Consider the following 15,319-nt stretch of genomic DNA (forward strand, 5'->3'; position numbering starts at 1 on the left):
AGCCGACAAAGGATCCGTGAGTACCCTTGCGCACACCATGATGACCGCCGCCCGCTCCGCAGACTCCGGCCTCGCCGGCCCGGGCGAACTCGACCGCTACCCCTACACCGAGGCCCCCGTCGCCGAACGTGTCGGAATCCCCTCCTGGGACGGCGCCGACCCTGAGCTGGGCCGCGTGGGCCGACGTGCCGCGGGCAACCGCGGACGCGGGCTCCACGGCCAACTCGTCCAGCAGCTGGGTCAGATGATCGTCTCGGGCGACCTGGGCGCCGACCGCCCGTTGGTGCCCGAGGAGATCGGCCAGCGATTCGAGGTCTCCCGCACCGTCGTCCGTGAGTCGCTCCGTGTCCTGGAGGCCAAGGGCCTGGTCAGTGCCCGGCCGAATGTCGGCACGCGCGTGCGTCCCGTCAGTGACTGGAATCTCCTCGACCCGGACATCATCGAGTGGCGGGCCTTCGGGCCGCAGCGTGACGACCAGCGGCGCGAGCTGAGCGAGCTGCGCTGGATGATCGAGCCGCTCGCCGCGCGCCTCGCCGCCGGCCACGGGCGCGAGGAGGTCCAGCAGCGGCTGTCCGACATGGTCGAGATCATGAGCCACGCGATGGGACAGGGGGACGCGCTCACCTTCTCCCGCGCCGACGCGGAGTTCCATTCGCTGCTCATCCAGCTCGCGGGCAACCGCATGCTGGAGCACCTCTCCGGGATCGTGTCGGCCGCCTTCCAAGTCTCCGGAGGCCCGGTCACGGGCTGCGACCGGCCGAACGAGGCGTCCCTTGCCCACCACGCCCGGGTCGTCGACGCGCTCGCCGCGGGCGACGGAGGGGCGGCCGAGGCGGCCATGCGGCAACTGCTCGTCGTCCACCCTGAGGTGGAGCGCGTGGTGCCCGCGCCGCGCGAGCACTGAGGCCGCGACAAGGGTGCCGCGGCCGGGGGTGTCTCCCCTTCTCGCGACATCGCTCGGCCGGCGGACCGTCCGCCGCCGGACCCCGCACGGTCCCTCGGGATCCGGCGGGGTCCGGCGGTGTGACGGGGCGACGGATCCGTTGGAGCGGTGCCGGTCGGAGCAGTGGGTGACCTCCTCTGCCCGTGTCTGACCGTTTTTGAGCGCTTACGGGGTGTGACTCGGGCCACGCAGATTGGGCGTAACGCTCGTGGGAACAGCGCGATGACCTAAGAGGTGACAGCCGCGGAGGGAATACGGACGCCGTTCAAGGCGCTGTGATTCTTCCCGGCCCCCGCCCGCGCCGTCGGCCCACATCCCCGAGCCGGCGGTCGGCTCCCGTCCATCATGGATGGGGCCGGAAGCCGTTTTCCAACGTTCCGAGAGGTTGTTCGTGTCGGCCAGCACATCCCGTACGCTCCCGCCGGAGATCGCCGAGTCCGTCTCTGTCATGGCGCTCATTGAGCGGGGAAAGGCTGAGGGGCAGATCGCCGGCGATGACGTGCGTCGGGCCTTCGAAGCTGACCAGATTCCGGCCACTCAGTGGAAGAACGTACTGCGCAGCCTCAACCAGATCCTCGAGGAAGAGGGTGTGACGCTGATGGTCAGTGCCGCGGAGCCCAAGCGCACCCGTAAGAGCGTCGCAGCGAAGAGCCCGGCCAAGCGCACCGCCACCAAGACGGTCGCGGCGAAGACGGTGACCGCCAAGAAGGCCACCGCCACCGCCACGCCGGCGGCGCCCGTCGCCGACCCGCCCGTCGAGGGCGACGCCGCCACGAAGGCCGCTGCCAAGAAGGCGACCGCCAAGAAGGCGGCCGCGAAGAAGACCGTCGCCAAGAAGACAGCGGCGCCGGCCAAGAAGACCAGTGCCAAGAAGGACGACGCCGAGGCCGTCGAGGACGAGGTCACCGAGGACGTCAAGCCCGGCGATGAGGAAGAGGAGGGGGCCGAGAACAAGGGCTTCGTCCTCTCCGACGACGACGAGGACGACGCGCCCGCCCAGCAGGTCGCCGTGGCCGGTGCCACTGCCGACCCGGTCAAGGACTACCTCAAGCAGATCGGCAAGGTCCCCCTCCTCAACGCCGAGCAGGAGGTCGAGCTCGCCAAGCGCATCGAGGCGGGCCTGTTCGCCGAGGACAAGCTGGCCAACGCCGACAAGCTCGCCCCCAAGCTCAAGCGCGAGCTGGAGATCATCGCCGAGGACGGGCGCCGCGCCAAGAACCACCTTCTGGAGGCCAACCTCCGTCTGGTGGTCTCCCTGGCCAAGCGTTACACCGGCCGCGGCATGCTCTTCCTGGACCTCATCCAGGAGGGCAACCTCGGTCTGATCCGCGCGGTCGAGAAGTTCGACTACACCAAGGGCTACAAGTTCTCCACGTACGCCACCTGGTGGATCCGTCAGGCGATCACCCGCGCGATGGCCGACCAGGCCCGCACCATCCGTATCCCGGTGCACATGGTCGAGGTCATCAACAAGCTCGCGCGCGTGCAGCGCCAGATGCTCCAGGACCTGGGCCGTGAGCCCACCCCGGAGGAGCTGGCCAAGGAACTCGACATGACCCCCGAGAAGGTCATCGAGGTCCAGAAGTACGGCCGCGAGCCCATCTCGCTGCACACCCCCCTGGGCGAGGACGGCGACAGCGAGTTCGGTGACCTCATCGAGGACTCCGAGGCCGTCGTCCCGGCCGACGCGGTCAGCTTCACGCTCCTTCAGGAGCAGTTGCACTCCGTCCTCGACACCCTGTCCGAGCGCGAGGCGGGCGTCGTCTCGATGCGCTTCGGTCTCACCGACGGTCAGCCGAAGACCCTCGACGAGATCGGCAAGGTGTACGGCGTGACGCGTGAGCGCATCCGTCAGATCGAGTCCAAGACGATGTCGAAGCTGCGCCACCCGTCCCGTTCGCAGGTGCTGCGCGACTACCTCGACTAGGCAGTAGTCGTACGACATCGAAGGCCCGGTCTCCCGCGAGGGAGCCGGGCCTTCGCGTTGGCGGGCGAGGCCGGGGGAGCGCGGCTTCGCGACGGCGCGCGGGTGCGGGGCGCGGTGTGCTGAATCACTCTGGGTTTCCCATGACCACCCCTGAGTGAGGAGCGTGCATGAGTCGTCCCTTTGTCCGGGCGCTGACCAGGCCGCTGGTCCTGGCGGCAGCCGCGGCCGCCATACCGTTGGTGTCCGCCGTCCCTGTGGCCGCCGACAGCATCGTCGTCGGTGGTTTCCCGGTCGATGTGTCCGAGAGCCCGTGGACGGTGGCGCTGTCCAGCCGTGACCGGTTCGGGGGTACGCGAGCGGGCCAGTTCTGCGGCGGCGTGGCCGTGGGCCGCACCACCGTGCTCACCGCGGCCCACTGTCTTGGCGAGGACGTCCTGGGGGTGCCGCCGAACCGCGCGGACGACCTCAAGGTCATCTCGGGCCGTACGGACCTGCTCACGGTCCGGGGCAGGGAGATCCCGGTACGCGAGACCTGGATCAATCCGGACTACGACGGTGCCAGCAACGCCGGAGACTTCGCCGTGCTCACCCTCGCTCAGCCACTGCCCCGGAAGTCGGTCGTCCCGCTGGCCGCCGAGGGCGACCCGGCGTACGAACCGGGGACGCCGGCCATGGTCTACGGCTGGGGTGATGTCACCGGCGCCGGCGACTACGCGCGTGCCTTGCGGGCCGCACGCGTGCATGTGCTCTCCGACGCCCTCTGTGAGAAGGCGTATCCGGGCGGTGCCGACGGGACGTACCTCGCCGGCGCCATGCTGTGTGCCGGAGAGGGCGAGGGTGGTCCCGACGCCTGCCAGGGGGACAGTGGCGGACCGCTGGTCGCCCAGGGGCGGCTCATCGGCCTCGTGTCGTGGGGGAGTGGCTGTGGGCGGCCGGGGAGCCCCGGTGTCTACACGCGTGTGTCCAACGTCATGCGGACGCTGGACTGGGGCACAGGCGGCCCGAGAAGGCCGTAGAAAGGCTTCTCGCGGCGCCTGGGCGGGGTCGTCGGGTACGAGCGCGGGCGGGTGTCCCTGGGGTCAGGGACACCCGCCCGTGAACCGGCCTGTGCCGGAGCTGGCTCGTCGTGGACGCGAGTTGTCAGCGCTCTTCTTCTGCGGCGGCTGTTGCCGGGGCGGAGGTCAGCCGCTCCGTCTCGTCCTGTATCTCAGCGGCGATCTTCTTGAGTTCCGGCTCGAACTTGCGGCCGTGGTGGGCGCAGAAGAGCAGTTCTCCGCCGCTGACCAGGACGACGCGCAGGTATGCCTGGGCGCCGCAACGGTCGCAGCGATCAGCGGCCGTCAGCTGGCTCGCGGGGGTCAGAACAGTAGTCACGTCGCCTCTTCTCTAGCTCGACGAGCTGTCGTACCAGGGTCAACATCCAACCAGCCCGAAAACGTTCCCGCTCGTGGCTTTTCCTCGAAAAAAATCTTTCCGGGCGGCTGCCTGCTGCCGGTTGGCGGCGAATGTGCCGTATTGCGTGTCTGTGTGTCTTACGGGTTCGCGCTGTCTGTCAGTGTCAGGTCCTCCCGGCTGGGTTGCCGGTTGTTCATGAGGACGTGCCCGGAGCCTAAATGGTTCATGCCTCGAAGGGAACGTGATATGTACTTCACTCCATCGAGGGATCGAACACCCATACGACTCTCGACTAGTGTGACTTCAAGACGAGGGTGGCGTTACAACGGCTCTACCAGGCCTCGGTACCCTCTGAGCGGCGACCGAAGCCGGGCCCTTACCCAAAAGGGTCCCACCTGAAATTCAGCGAGGAGCGAACCGCGTGACCGCCGAGACGTCCGTGCCGTCCACAGCGCTGCTGGCAGGAGCAGACCGGGACGGTTCCAACTACACCGCGCGGCACCTGCTCGTCCTTGAGGGGCTCGAAGCCGTGCGCAAGCGCCCGGGCATGTACATCGGGTCGACCGACAGCCGCGGTCTGATGCACTGCCTCTGGGAGATCATCGACAACTCCGTGGACGAGGCCCTCGGGGGCTACTGCGACCACATCGAGGTCATCCTGCACGATGACGCCTCGGTGGAGGTGCGCGACAACGGCCGGGGCATTCCGGTCGACGTCGAGCCCAAGACGGGCCTCTCGGGTATCGAGGTCGTCATGACCAAGCTGCATGCCGGCGGCAAGTTCGGAGGCGGCTCCTATGCCGCCTCCGGTGGTCTGCACGGCGTCGGTGCCTCTGTGGTGAACGCCCTGTCCGCCCGGCTCGACGTCGAGGTGGACCGCAGCGGCAACACGCACGCGATCAGCTTCCGACGCGGTGTGCCGGGTGCCTTCCTGGCGAACGGCCCGGACGCCAAGTTCGAGGCCGACAGCGGGCTGCGCAAGACCAAGAGGATCCCCAAGACCCGCACCGGCACGCGCGTGCGGTACTGGGCCGACCGTCAGATCTTCCTCAAGGACGCCAAGCTCTCCCTGGAGCACCTGCACCAGCGAGCCCGCCAGACCGCATTCCTCGTACCAGGCCTGACCATCGTCGTCCGCGACGAGTACGGCCTCGGTGAGGGCGGCAGCAAGGGGGAGGAGTCCTTCCGCTTCGACGGTGGCATCAGCGAGTTCTGCGAGTACCTCGCCAGCGACAAGCCCGTCTGCGACGTCCTCCGCTTCTCCGGCCAGGGCACCTTCAAGGAGACGGTCCCGGTCCTCGACGACCACGGTCAGATGACGCCCACGGAGGTCACCCGCGAGCTCGGCGTCGATGTCGCGATGCGCTGGGGCACCGGCTACGACACGACCCTCAAGTCGTTCGTGAACATCATCGCCACCCCCAAGGGCGGCACCCATGTCTCGGGCTTCGAACAGGCCGTCGTGAAAACGATGAACGAGGTGTTGCGCACCAAGAAGCTGCTGCGCGTCGCCGAGGACGACATCGTCAAGGACGACGCCCTCGAAGGCCTCACCGTCGTCGTCACCGTCCGTCTCGCCGAGCCGCAGTTCGAGGGGCAGACCAAGGAGGTGCTCGGCACGTCGGCGGCTCGCCGGATTGTGACCAGCGTGGTCTCCAAGGAGCTCAAGGAGTTCCTGACCTCGACGAAGCGTGACGCCGCGGCTCAGGCCCGGGTCGTCATGGAGAAGGCCGTCTCCGCCGCCCGGACGCGCATCGCGGCCCGTCAGCACAAGGACGCGCAGCGCCGCAAGACGGCCCTGGAGTCCTCGTCGCTGCCGGCCAAGCTCGCCGACTGCCGCAGCGACGACGTCGAGCGCAGCGAGCTGTTCATCGTCGAGGGAGACTCCGCGCTCGGCACCGCCAAGCTCGCCCGCAACTCGGAGTTCCAGGCGCTGCTGCCGATCCGCGGCAAGATCCTCAATGTTCAGAAGGCGTCCGTGACGGACATGCTGAAGAACGCGGAGTGCGGCGCGATCATCCAGGTCATAGGAGCGGGTTCGGGCCGGACCTTCGACATCGACGCGGCCCGCTACGGGAAGATCATCCTGCTCGTCGACGCCGACGTCGACGGTGCCCACATCCGCATCCTGCTGCTGACGCTCTTCCAGCGCTACATGCGGCCCATGGTCGAGGCGGGCCGGGTCTTCGCCGCCGTGCCGCCTCTGCACCGGATCGAGCTGAGCCAGCCGAAGAAGGGCCAGGACAAGTACGTCTACACCTACTCGGACCGTGAGCTTCGCGAGAAGCTCCTGGAGTTCCAGAGCAAGGGTGTCCGGTACAAGGACTCCATCCAGCGCTACAAGGGTCTGGGCGAGATGGACGCCGACCAGCTGGCCGAGACGACCATGGACCCGCGCTACCGCACCCTGCGCCGCATCAACATCTCCGACCTGGAATCCGCGGAGCAGGTCTTCGACCTGCTGATGGGCAACGACGTGGCACCGCGCAAGGAGTTCATCGCCAGCTCGGCGGCGACGCTGGATCGGTCGCGCATCGACGCGTAGGCGCTGCGCTCGCCCTGGCTGGGCATGGTCCTGGCCGGGGCGAGCGGGGCCGGTGGTGCCGTGTGTTGTTGGCTGTCTCCACCCGCGGGTGGAGACAGGAGGGGGCCGGGGTTCCACCCAGGGTCCACCCTGGCTCCGATCTGCCGACCTGCGAATTTCCGTAGCGTCGAAGGCGTCGGCAGCACCCGCTGTCGGCATCGTCCTTCCCGCTCACGGAGGCTCTGATGTCCGGGCTTGTCGACGCGTTGGTGATCGTGGCCGTGGTAGCACTTGTGATCGTGCGCCAGTTCCGCGCAAGCCGGATCGGCACCGAGAGGCGCTGGTGGCTCGTGCCCGCGATCCTGACCGTCGTGGCACTGCGCGAGCCCGGAATACTCGACCCCCACCACCACACCGAGTCGGTGCTGCTCCTCGGCGCCGAAGTGCTCGTCGGGCTGGCCATCGGAGCCGGCTGGGCATGGACCACCCGCATATGGACGGAAGCGGACGGCTCCGTGTGGAGCAAGGGCACCAAGGCCAGCGTGGCGGTATGGGGCGTCGGTATTGCCCTGCGCGTCGGTCTGTTCGCTCTCGGTGCGATGCTCGGCGTGCGCCAGGACAGCTCCGCCCTGTTGCTCGCCCTCGCCGCCACTCTGTCGGTCCGCTCCGGAATCCTGGCTTGGCGTGCCGCCCAGCGCTGCGCCCCGACGGTCGGCTCGGCCGCGGCGTACGGTGACGGGATGCCCCGGCCCGCGTGGAAGGATCGCGTGTGAGGGAGAACGCGTGGACGCGCTGGCCCTCCCGTGAGGCACTCGGGCGCGTCGGAATCTCACCACCCCGGCGCCTGCTCGCCTGGGCCGTGCGGATGCTGGTCCTCGGCCTGCTGCTGTGGGGCGCCTTCGAGAACAGCCACGTCCACGGCTGGGGCGTGGTCCTGGGCGTCGGGGGAACCCTCGTGGCCGCGGTGCTCGCCTGGGCGTTCTTCCGTACGACACTCCAGCACCGGCTGTTGCCCTCGCTGGCGTCGCTCACCCTGCTCCAGGGCATGGCGTTCGTGGGCCAGGCAGCGGGGTTTCGGGTGCCTGCCCTCGTCGTGTGGTGCGGGTGCGCCGTCACGGCCCTGCAGCGGCTTCCTGTGGCAGCCGCCCTACCGGCCGCCGCCATGGCACTCGGCTGGTACGGGACCGTCAACGACGACAACCTGCTGACGACAACCGTCACGGGAGTGGGCCTCGCACTGGCCGGTTACACGCTGCGCCTCGACGCCGAGGCTCGCGGCAGCACTCAGCGGCTCCTCGCCCAGGAGCGGGCGGCGCGTGCCGCGGAGGCCGAGTCGGCGGCTCTGGCGGAGCGGGCCCGGCTCGCGAGAGAGATTCACGATGTGCTGGCGCACAGCCTCTCGGCCCAGCTCGTGCACCTGGAAGCGGCCCGGCTGCTGATCGAGCGGGGCGCCGACCGGGAGCAGATCCTGGAACGGGTGGTCGCCGCACGGGGGATGGCCCGCGACGGGCTCACCGAGACCCGGCAGGCACTCTCCGCGCTGCGCGGCGAACTGACCCCGCTGGAGGACTTCCTGAGCCATCTCGTAGGGGCTTCCGACGGAGCCGATGTCACCTTCACGGGTGAGCGACGGCCGCTGCCGGCGGAGGCGTCGCAGGCCGTGCGCAGGGTCGCCCAGGAGGCGCTGACGAACGTCCGCAAGCATGCTCCGGGCGCCAAGGTCCAGGTCTGCCTGGACTACGGAGAGCGCGAAGTGACGCTGGACGTACGGGACTCGGGCGGTTCACCGGGTGAGCTCAGTGGGTCGGGGGCCGGATACGGTCTGCTGGGCATGCGGGAGCGTGCCGAGTTGCTCGGCGGCTCGTTGGAGGCCGGACCGGGCGAGAAAGGGTTCGTGGTGACGTTGAAGGTGCCCGTATGACGGAGGAGGCCGGGAAGCGGACCGCACGGGTGGTGGTCGCGGACGATCAGACGGTCGTCCGGGAAGGCATCGTGATGCTGCTGGGCCTGCTGTCCGGGATCGAGGTCGTCGGGGCCGCGAGGGACGGGGACGAGGCCGTCGAGCTCGTCGCCGAACTCGCTCCGGACGTCGTCCTGATGGACCTGCGCATGCCCCGGTGCGACGGGGTGGAAGCGACCCGGCGGATCCGCGCGGAACATCCCGGGACGCAGGTCGTGGTGCTCACCACGTTCGGGGACGACGAGTCGCTGTTCCCGGCGCTGAGAGCGGGCGCGCGCGGTTACCTCACCAAGGACGCCGGCGGCGACGAGATCGTGCGGGCTGTGCAGAGTGTGCTGTCCGGGGACGCGGGGTTGTCGCCCGGCATCCAACGGCGGCTGCTGGAACGCTTGTCGGAGCCCGAGCCACAACCGGCGCCCGCCGAGCTGCCGGACGGACTCACCGCGCGGGAGGCCGAGGTGCTGGTGCTGATCGCCGAGGGACTCAGCAATCAGGAGATCGCGCAGAAGCTCCATGTCTCCACCGCGACCGTCAAGACCCACATCAACAACCTGTTCTCGAAGGTGGGGATCAAGGGCCGTGCTCAGGCCGTGCGTTACGCGTTCGGGAAGGGACTGGTGCGGCCACCGGCCGGGTGAGTCACCTGATGGGGTGAAGAGCGCGGGGAAGAAGAGTCAGGGATCTTCCCGTTCTGTCCATCCTTGGGCATGCAGTCAAGCAATGGTCGTCCCCGCGGAGGCGGGGGCGGTCACGAGAGTCCGGCCGAGCATCACGAGGTACATGATCCGGCCCTCGCCGAGGTGCCCGGGGACGTGCGGTACGACGACCCCTGGTACGACGCACTCGCCACCGGATGGGGCGAGTTGGACGGCGCGGGCGTGCCCGTTCCCGCCCCACAGGCCGCACCGGGGGAGCGTGAGGGCGGTGCCGTGGCCGCGGCCGACGTGTATCTCGAAGTGCAGCGCAGCGCGGCATTCCAGGAGGTGCGCAGCCGGTACCGGAGGTTCGTGGTGCCGGGGGTCGCCGTCTTCTTCGTCTGGTACGTGAGTTACATCGTGACCGCCACGACCGCGCCCGGGCTGATGGCCCGGCCCGTCGCGGGCGCTGTGAACGTGGCGATGCTGGCGGGGCTCGGGCAGTTCCTCACCACCTTCCTGCTCACCTGGGCCTATTCCCGGCACGCGCGGCTGCGCAGGGACCGGGCGGCGCTCGAACTGCGCTGGGACACCCAGGAACTGACGCGTGGCGTCCGAGGCGGTGCGCTGTGACCGGTAGCCATCAGACGCTGGCGCTGCTGCTGTTCAGCGCGTTCGTCGCCGTCACGCTGGCGATCACGACGTGGGTGAGCCGCAGGAGGCACGGTTCGGCGGAGGAGTTCTACGCCGGCGGGCGCCTTTTCTCGCCCATGGAGAATGGTTTTGCCATCGCGGGGGACTACATGTCGGCCGCGTCCTTCCTGGGCGTCACCGGGCTCATCGCGCTGTTCGGCTACGACGGTCTGCTGTATGTGGTGGGCTTCCTCGTGGCCTGGCTGGTCGTGCTGTTCCTCGTCGCCGAACTGGTGCGCAACTGCGGGCGGTTCACGCTCGCCGATGTGGTCGCGGCGCGCATGAGCGAGCGGCCGGTGCGGATCGCGGCGGGAACTTCCTCGGTCACCGTGTCCGTTCTGTACCTGGTGGCACAGATGGTTGGTGCAGGCAGCCTGGTCGCACTGCTGCTCGGGGGTACGAGCGACGCGGCGCAGACCTGGACCGTCATCGGTGTCGGCGCACTCATGGTGATCTACGTTTCGTTGGGAGGGATGCGGGCCACCACCTGGATTCAGATCGTCAAGGCGGTCCTGCTGCTCAGCGGCACCATCGCACTGACCGTGCTCGTACTGGTGCGTTTTCACGGCAACTTCGACCAACTGCTGCTCACAGCGGCCGAGCGCAGCGGTCACGGTGACGCGTTTCTGGCGCCCGGGCTGAAGTACGGCGCGGACTGGACCGCGCGTTTCGACTTCATCAGCTTGGGCTTGGCACTGGTGCTGGGCACGGCCGGGCTGCCGCACATCCTGTCCCGCTTCTACACCGTGCCGACCGCGCGGGCCGCACGCCGCTCGGTCGTCTGGTCGATCGGGCTCATTGGTGGCTTCTATCTGATGACGATCGTCCTCGGCTTCGGCGCGGCCGCGCTCGTCGGGCCGGATGCCGTGCGGAGTTCGAACGCGGCCGGGAACACGGCCGTGCCGCTCCTCGCGCTCAACCTGGGCGGCGGCGCCGATTCCACGGGCGGAACAGTTCTGTTCGCGATCGTCGCCGCCATCGCCTTCGCAACGATCCTCGCGGTGGTCGCCGGCATCACACTCGCCTCCTCGGCGTCCGTGGCCCATGACCTGTACGCGTCCCTGAAACGTCGGCACGCCAAGCCGCGCAGCGAGGTGGCCGTGGCCCGGGCCGCCGCGGTCGGTATCGGCGTGGTGGCGATCGCCCTCGGTCTGCTGGCGCGAGACCTCAATGTCGCCTTCCTGGTGGGTCTCGCCTTCGCCGTAGCCGCGTCCGCGAATCTGCCGGTGCTGCTCTACTCGCTGTTCTGGCGCGGCTTCACCACGCGCGGTGCCGTGTGGTCCGTGTACGGCGGGCTGGTTCCCGCGCTGTTGCTCGTCGTGCTGTCGCCGGTGGTGTCGGGCAGCCCCGAATCGCTGTACCCGGGCGTCGACTTCCAGTACTTCCCGCTCCAGAACCCCGGCCTGGTGTCGATTCCGTTGGGCTTCCTCGCGGGCTGGCTGGGCACGGTCACCTCGGCCGAGATCCCGGACGAGGCCAAGCACGCGGAGACCGAGGTGCGGTCGCTGACGGGGGCGGGAGCGGCGTAGGAGCGGCGCCTTCATCGTCGTAGGAGCGCTTTCGACGCCGTACGGGCCTGCCGGGCTCCCCCCCCGGTGGGGCTGCGCTAGGGCGCCACCCACGCGTAGCGGTGTTCCGGGCGGCCTGTGTCGCCGTACTTGAGGGAGAGGCGGAGGTGGCCCGCCTGTTCCATGTGGCGGAGGTAGCGCTGGGCCGTGGAGCGGCTCAAGCCTGTTTCCGCGGCTACCTCGTGGGCCGACAGCGGGTGGTCGGCGCCGTGCAGGACCGCGCAGATGAGGTCCGTGGTGGGCTCCGAGTGGCCGCTCGGCAGGCCGGGGGACGAAGGCGCGGGTGCGGTGCGCAGGGCGCCGAAGATCCGGTCGACCTGCTCCTGGCCGGCGATGCCGAGGCCGCCGACCCGGTCGACGGTGCGGCGCAGGGCGGCGTACGAGTCCAGGCGGGTGCGCAAGGCCGCGAAGGTGAACGGTTTCACCAGGTAGTGGAGGGCGCCCAGGCGCATCGCGGCCTGTACGGTCGTCACGTCGCCGGCGGCGGTGATCATGATGACGTCGGTGCCGTGGCCCTGTTCCCGCATGTGGTGCACGAGTTGGAGGCCTGTCCGGTCGGGCAGGTAGTGGTCGAGCAGCACCAGGTCGATGGTCTCGCGTTCCACGGTGGCCAGGGCCTGGGCGGCGCTGTGCGCACGGGCGGCCACCCGGAATCCGGGAACCTTGCCCACGTACTTGGCGTTTATTTCGGCGACACGGAAGTCGTCGTCCACGACCAGGACGTCAATCATCGGGCCTCTCTCTCAACGGCGAGCGTTAAGCCCGTGTTTCGGCTCAGCTGTTGTAGCGCGCGCAAAACGAGCACAACAGGCTCTTGCAAGCAAAAGAACCGCATGCGCCCAGAAGACTGACGCAGTGGCCCACGCCACATCTACGGTCCCCGGCCATGAGCGCAGACACCAGCCCCGCCATCGAGCTGCGGGGCGCGAGCAAGATCTTCAGGACCCCGTCGGGGGGCCTGCACACGGCCGTCAACGGGCTGGATCTCACCGTAGGGCGTGGGGAGTTCGTGGCCGTCGTCGGTCCGACTGGCTGCGGCAAGTCGACCACACTGACCCTCGTCAGCGGTCTGGAGGAGCCCTCCGAAGGCGATGTCCTGGTCGCCGGGGAGCCGGTTGCAGGCGTCGGCGACAAGGTCGGGTTCGTCTTCCAGCAGGACGCTACTTTCCCTTGGCGCACGGTCCTGTCCAACGTCATGGCGGGCCCGCGCTTCCGCGGCGTACCGAAGGCCGAGGCGAAGCGGAAGGCGCGTGAGTGGCTGGCCCGGGTCGGGCTCACCGCCTTTGAGGACCGCTATCCGCACCAGCTCTCCGGCGGCCAGCGCAAGCGGGTGGCGCTCGCCGCGACCTTCGTCAACGACCCCGAGATCCTGCTGATGGACGAGCCCTTCTCGGCGCTCGACGTGCAGACCAGGGCCCTGATGTCGGACGAGCTGCTGGAGCTGTGGGAGGGCACGGGCGCCTCGGTCGTCTTCGTCACCCACGACCTGGAGGAGTCCATCGCGCTGGCCGACAAGGTCGTCGTGATGACGGCCGGGCCCGCGACCGTCAAGCACGTCTTCGACATCGATCTGCCACGGCCCCGCAAGGTCGAATCGGTGCGGCTGGAGCCGCGGTTCATCGAGATCTACCGCGAGATCTGGGAGTCCCTCGGCGAAGAGGTCCGTATCACCCGCGAGAGGGGTACAGCCGATGTCGCCTGAGGTGCTCACCACGCCGGTCGTCGACACGGCCAAGACCCCCGACCGCGCCCACTCCAGGGCCAGGGCCGCCCGCAGACGCAAGATCGTCGTCGCGGCCGCGCGCGTGCTGCTCCTGGTCGCAGTCCTCGGTCTGTGGGAGGTGCTGTCCAGGGCCGAGGTCATCGATCCGTTCAACTTCTCGATGCCCTCGAAGATCTGGGACCAGATCCACACCTGGGTGACTCACGGGACCGCGCTCGGATCCTTGGGCGAGCAGATCTGGTACACGCTGTACGAGGCGCTGCTCGGCTGGGTCATCGGTGTGGCCGGCGGTGTGGTGTTCGGGATCGCGCTTGGGCGGATCACCTATCTCGCCGATGTTCTTGGTCCATACATCAAGGTGCTCAACTCGATACCGAGGATCGTCCTTGCCCCGATCTTCGTCATCTGGTTCGGACTCGGACCGGCGTCCAAGGTCGCGTCGGCCGTCGTGCTCGTCTTCTTTCCGGTGTTCTTCAACGCCTTCCAGGGCGCCCGGGAGGTCGACCGCAATCTCGTCGCCAACGCCCGGATCCTCGGCGCCAGCGACCGCAGGGTGACGCTTCAGGTCGTCATACCGTCCGCCACCTCGTGGATCTTCACCAGCCTCCACGTCAGCTTCGGCTTCGCCCTCATCGGCGCCATCGTCGGCGAGTACATCGGCGCCACCAAGGGCATCGGCCTGCTCGTCGCGCAGTCCCAGGGGACCTTCAACGCGGCCGGTGTGTACGCCGCGATGGTCATCCTCGCCGTCGTCGCGCTCGTCGCCGAAGGGCTGCTCACCTTCGCCGAGCGCCGCATCTTCCGCTGGAAGCCGTCCGGTTCGGACAGCTGAACAGCCGCCTCCTCCTCCCCGCACCGCCCTCTCACAAGGACGTGAACCACCATGCGCAACACCGCCAGATACGCGGCACTGGCCGCCGCCGGCCTGCTCGCCCTCTCCTCCCTCACCGCCTGCGCCAATGACGCGGCCAGTACCGCCTCCGCCGACTCCGGAAAGGGAGACGGCAAGGGCGAGAAGGTCAAGATCATGGTGGGCGGCCTGGACAAGGTCATCTACCTGCCGGCGATGCTCACCCAGCGGCTCGGTTACTTCGACGCCGAGGGCCTCGACGTGGAGATGCTGAGCGAGCCGGCCGGCGTCCAGGCCGAGACGGCGCTCGTCTCCGGACAGGTCCAGGGGGCCGTCGGCTTCTACGACCACACCCTCGACCTCCAGGTGAAGGGCAAGGCCGTGGAGTCCGTCGTGCAGTTCTCGCACGCGCCCGGCGAGGTCGAGATCGTCTCCAACAAGGCGGCGGGTGACATCACTTCGCCCAAGGACTTCAAGGGCAAGAAGCTCGGGGTCACCGGCCTAGGCTCCTCGACCGACTTCCTCACCAAGTACCTCGCGGTCAAGAACGGCGTGAAGGTCAGCGAGTTCACGCCGGTCGCCGTCGGCGCGGGGCCGACCTTCATCTCGGCACTCCAGCAGGGCTCGATCGACGGCGGCATGACGACCGATCCGACCGTCGCGACGATCCTGGACAAGAAGGCCGGCCAAATCCTCGTCGACATGAGGACGCCCGAGGGATCCCAGGAGGCGCTCGGCGGGCCGTATCCGTCGTCCAGTCTGTACATGCAGACGGACTGGGTGAACGGCCACAAGGACACCGTCCAGAAGATGGTCAATGCATTCGTCAAGACACTCAAGTGGATGTCCACACACAGTGCCTCCGAGATCGCCGACGAGATGCCGGCCGACTACTCGCAGGGGGACAAGGCGCTCTACACCGAGGCCATCAAGAGCACGCTGCCGATGTTCACCGAGGACGGTGTGATGCCCGCGAACGGCCCCGAGACCGTCGAGAAGGTGCTCAAGGCGTTCAACCCCAACATCCAGAACGCCGACGTGGATCTGAGCAAGACGTACACGACGGAGTTCGTGGAGAAGGCGGCGGGCTGACAGCCGTAG

At 68.6% G+C, this 15,319-nt stretch carries 14 protein-coding genes; 12 read left to right on the forward strand and 2 right to left on the reverse strand.

The window, feature by feature from the left end; translation table 11 throughout:
* Positions 1 to 16 precede the first annotated feature (16 nt).
* The 3 genes from AC5DRG_RS38775 to AC5DRG_RS38785 all read left to right on the forward strand — a co-directional run bounded on the left by AC5DRG_RS38775 (position 17) and on the right by AC5DRG_RS38785 (position 3,886).
* Positions 17 to 904 (forward strand): FadR/GntR family transcriptional regulator, encoded by an 888-nt coding sequence (locus AC5DRG_RS38775; RefSeq protein ID WP_491804453.1) that lies wholly within the window; start codon positions 17 to 19, stop codon positions 902 to 904.
* A 430-nt stretch (positions 905 to 1,334) separates the two neighbouring features.
* Positions 1,335 to 2,870, forward strand: a complete 1,536-nt coding sequence (locus AC5DRG_RS38780; protein WP_491804455.1) for an RNA polymerase sigma factor — start codon at positions 1,335 to 1,337, stop codon at positions 2,868 to 2,870.
* A gap of 167 nt (positions 2,871 to 3,037) precedes the next feature.
* Positions 3,038 to 3,886 carry a S1 family peptidase gene (locus AC5DRG_RS38785; RefSeq protein ID WP_491804456.1) on the forward strand — a complete coding sequence of 283 codons (849 nt, stop codon included), beginning with the start codon at positions 3,038 to 3,040 and terminating at the stop codon, positions 3,884 to 3,886.
* Positions 3,887 to 4,010: 124 nt separating this feature from the next.
* On the opposite strand, the gene AC5DRG_RS38790 is transcribed toward AC5DRG_RS38785, so the two are convergent.
* Positions 4,011 to 4,244, reverse strand: a complete 234-nt coding sequence (locus AC5DRG_RS38790; RefSeq protein WP_491804458.1) for a DUF7455 domain-containing protein — start codon at positions 4,242 to 4,244, stop codon at positions 4,011 to 4,013.
* Positions 4,245 to 4,686: 442 nt separating this feature from the next.
* Between AC5DRG_RS38790 and AC5DRG_RS38795 the strand changes: the two genes are divergently transcribed.
* The 6 genes from AC5DRG_RS38795 to AC5DRG_RS38820 all read left to right on the forward strand — a co-directional run bounded on the left by AC5DRG_RS38795 (position 4,687) and on the right by AC5DRG_RS38820 (position 11,606).
* Entirely contained in the window at positions 4,687 to 6,810 is a 2,124-nt protein-coding gene (locus AC5DRG_RS38795; protein WP_491804459.1) for a DNA gyrase/topoisomerase IV subunit B, read from the forward strand.
* Positions 6,811 to 7,034: 224 nt separating this feature from the next.
* Entirely contained in the window at positions 7,035 to 7,562 is a 528-nt protein-coding gene (locus AC5DRG_RS38800) for a DUF1453 domain-containing protein (protein ID WP_491804461.1), read from the forward strand.
* A complete protein-coding gene (locus AC5DRG_RS38805; RefSeq protein WP_491804462.1) occupies positions 7,559 to 8,710 on the forward strand; it encodes a sensor histidine kinase in 1,152 nt (383 codons plus the stop codon). Before AC5DRG_RS38800 ends, AC5DRG_RS38805 begins: the two co-directional genes overlap by 4 nt.
* Complete coding sequence (locus AC5DRG_RS38810; RefSeq protein ID WP_491804464.1) at positions 8,707 to 9,387, forward strand: response regulator transcription factor; 681 nt, start codon at positions 8,707 to 8,709, stop codon at positions 9,385 to 9,387. Before AC5DRG_RS38805 ends, AC5DRG_RS38810 begins: the two co-directional genes overlap by 4 nt.
* 69 nt (positions 9,388 to 9,456) lie before the next feature.
* Positions 9,457 to 10,017 (forward strand): DUF485 domain-containing protein, encoded by a 561-nt coding sequence (locus tag AC5DRG_RS38815; RefSeq protein ID WP_491804466.1) that lies wholly within the window; start codon positions 9,457 to 9,459, stop codon positions 10,015 to 10,017.
* Positions 10,014 to 11,606, forward strand: coding sequence for a monocarboxylic acid transporter (locus tag AC5DRG_RS38820; protein WP_491804468.1), 1,593 nt, complete (start codon positions 10,014 to 10,016; stop codon positions 11,604 to 11,606). Before AC5DRG_RS38815 ends, AC5DRG_RS38820 begins: the two co-directional genes overlap by 4 nt.
* Positions 11,607 to 11,683: 77 nt before the next feature.
* Here AC5DRG_RS38820 and AC5DRG_RS38825 read toward each other — a convergent pair whose 3' ends face one another.
* Positions 11,684 to 12,376 carry a response regulator gene (locus AC5DRG_RS38825; RefSeq protein ID WP_491804470.1) on the reverse strand — a complete coding sequence of 231 codons (693 nt, stop codon included), beginning with the start codon at positions 12,374 to 12,376 and terminating at the stop codon, positions 11,684 to 11,686.
* Between the two features lie 155 nt (positions 12,377 to 12,531).
* On the opposite strand from AC5DRG_RS38825, the gene AC5DRG_RS38830 reads away from it, so the two are divergent.
* From AC5DRG_RS38830 to AC5DRG_RS38840, 3 genes are read left to right on the forward strand one after another with little or no spacing between them, the layout of a single operon-like run.
* A complete protein-coding gene (locus tag AC5DRG_RS38830; RefSeq protein WP_491804471.1) occupies positions 12,532 to 13,347 on the forward strand; it encodes an ABC transporter ATP-binding protein in 816 nt (271 codons plus the stop codon).
* Positions 13,337 to 14,200, forward strand: coding sequence for an ABC transporter permease (locus AC5DRG_RS38835; RefSeq protein ID WP_491804473.1), 864 nt, complete (start codon positions 13,337 to 13,339; stop codon positions 14,198 to 14,200). The genes AC5DRG_RS38830 and AC5DRG_RS38835 overlap by 11 nt, the downstream gene beginning before the upstream one ends.
* A 51-nt stretch (positions 14,201 to 14,251) precedes the next feature.
* A complete protein-coding gene (locus AC5DRG_RS38840; RefSeq protein ID WP_491804474.1) occupies positions 14,252 to 15,310 on the forward strand; it encodes an ABC transporter substrate-binding protein in 1,059 nt (352 codons plus the stop codon).
* The last annotated feature ends 9 nt before the right edge of the window (positions 15,311 to 15,319 follow it).

Source organism: Streptomyces sp. JLBG701 (assembly GCF_058544905.1).

Coding starts and splice junctions, on each gene's coding strand:
- AC5DRG_RS38800 (WP_491804461.1), top strand. CDS start 7,035: ATGTCCGGGCTTGTCGACGCGTTGGTGATCGTGGCCGTGGTAGCACTT.
- AC5DRG_RS38840 (WP_491804474.1), top strand. CDS start 14,252: ATGCGCAACACCGCCAGATACGCGGCACTGGCCGCCGCCGGCCTGCTC.
- AC5DRG_RS38810 (WP_491804464.1), top strand. CDS start 8,707: ATGACGGAGGAGGCCGGGAAGCGGACCGCACGGGTGGTGGTCGCGGAC.
- AC5DRG_RS38830 (WP_491804471.1), top strand. CDS start 12,532: ATGAGCGCAGACACCAGCCCCGCCATCGAGCTGCGGGGCGCGAGCAAG.
- AC5DRG_RS38785 (WP_491804456.1), top strand. CDS start 3,038: ATGAGTCGTCCCTTTGTCCGGGCGCTGACCAGGCCGCTGGTCCTGGCG.
- AC5DRG_RS38835 (WP_491804473.1), top strand. CDS start 13,337: ATGTCGCCTGAGGTGCTCACCACGCCGGTCGTCGACACGGCCAAGACC.
- AC5DRG_RS38815 (WP_491804466.1), top strand. CDS start 9,457: ATGCAGTCAAGCAATGGTCGTCCCCGCGGAGGCGGGGGCGGTCACGAG.
- AC5DRG_RS38825 (WP_491804470.1), bottom strand. CDS start 12,376: ATGATTGACGTCCTGGTCGTGGACGACGACTTCCGTGTCGCCGAAATA.